The organism is Peribacillus sp. P4_C12 (assembly GCF_056402095.1).
In genome coordinates this window covers 1-1,571 of the sequence record NZ_JBFUIB010000710.1, presented here as the reverse complement: position 1 = coordinate 1,571, position 1,571 = coordinate 1, and the positions used below count along the sequence as shown (strand labels likewise).

The 1,571-nt window shown below is 35.6% G+C and carries 2 protein-coding genes; both read right to left on the bottom strand.

The window, feature by feature from the left end; genetic code table 11:
- A partial coding sequence (locus tag AC1DUW_RS28255) for an ABC transporter ATP-binding protein (protein WP_477644108.1) occupies positions 1 to 769 on the bottom strand: 769 nt, incomplete at its 3' end.
- A partial coding sequence (locus tag AC1DUW_RS28250; RefSeq protein ID WP_477644107.1) for an ABC transporter permease occupies positions 769 to 1,571 on the bottom strand: 803 nt, incomplete at its 5' end. The genes AC1DUW_RS28255 and AC1DUW_RS28250, both read right to left, overlap by 1 nt.

The following is a 1,571-nucleotide window of genomic DNA, read 5'->3' as shown; positions in this document are numbered from 1 at the left end:
CTTCATTCCCTTTTAATTCTGTGCTGCGAACAAGTTTATGGAAAACTTCCATATTACAAACATTATAATTTCCGATAAATTTTGCAACAAATGTATTGACTGGAGAAGTATAAATTTCTGATGGAGAACCGGATTGTACAACTTTTCCTTTATTCATGACAAAAATTCGATCAGACATCGTCATTGCTTCTTCCTGATCATGAGTAACAAAAATAGTTGTAATATCTAATTCTTTCTGTATTCTCTTTAATTCTTTTTGCAAGCTTTTTCTAATTTTAGCATCCAATGCGCTTAACGGCTCATCCAAAAGCAGTACTTTCGGCTCCATGACAAGCGCACGGGCAAGAGCAACCCTCTGCTGTTGTCCACCAGATAATTGATGAGGATACGACTCTTCTTTTCCTATCAAATCAACCATATCAATCATATTTTTCACTTTTGATTTAATATTTTTTACCTTCTTCATTTTAAGCCCGTACGCGATATTGTCAAAAACGCTCATATTTGGGAAAAGCGCATAAGACTGAAAAACCATACCGACTTCACGCTGACGCGGTGATAAATTAGTAATATCTTTTCCATCAATTAAGATTCTTCCTACATCAACACCTTCAAGCCCCGCAATGGAACGTAATAATGTACTTTTCCCGCATCCGCTTTGCCCAAGAAGTGTAGCAAATTCTCCTTTTTTTAATGTTAAAGAAATGTCATTTAGAACGACTTGATTTTCATACCCCTTAGTCACTTGATCGATGGTTACATAGTTCATTACTTTTCACCTTCTATAGCAGTATTTTTATTACAGTGTTGTTTTTTAAAAAATGAAAGAATTCGCTTCTTATTTGACACGACAGGATTTTTTTCGTTTCTAAACGTAAGTTTTAATACAATCCCCGTTAAAAGTAAAATCATTGAATAATAAGTAATAACAATTGCACTTGTTAAGTGACCACTGCTGTTTAGTTTGTCGGCAAGATAAATTTGAATGGTTTCAAATCGGCCCCCTACAAGCAAATTAGCAAAAGCAAACTCACTAAATAAAAGAGCGACTGATAATAAGGTAGACACTAAAATACCAGATATAATATTTGGAAACACCACTGTGCGAAACGACTGGAATTTTGTAGCACCCAGTAATTCAGCTGCATCAACAAGCTGCACGGCATTAATCGTACGAAGACTGCTACGAATACCTTGATACATAAATGGCAGAATCGTTATGAAATAGGCACCGATTAAAATCCAAGGTGTTCCGGCAATTTGAATCGGTCCATCTGAATATACCTTGATTAATCCTACAGCTCCAACAATGGGAGGAATTCCATAAGGAAGCATAGCTGCTGCTTGAAGTAATCCTTCCCATTTACTGAAATATACCGTGATGATAAAGATAGTCGGAAGCATAATAACAACACTAAGACCTACAGACATGACAATTAAAAACAGCGTTCGTCGAAAAGCATCATAAAACCGTTCATCTTGAAATAATTCAATATACCAATCCATTGTATAACTCTCAGGTAAAATGGTATGATCCCATTTACCGGCAATCGAGAATAAAAATGTTCCTA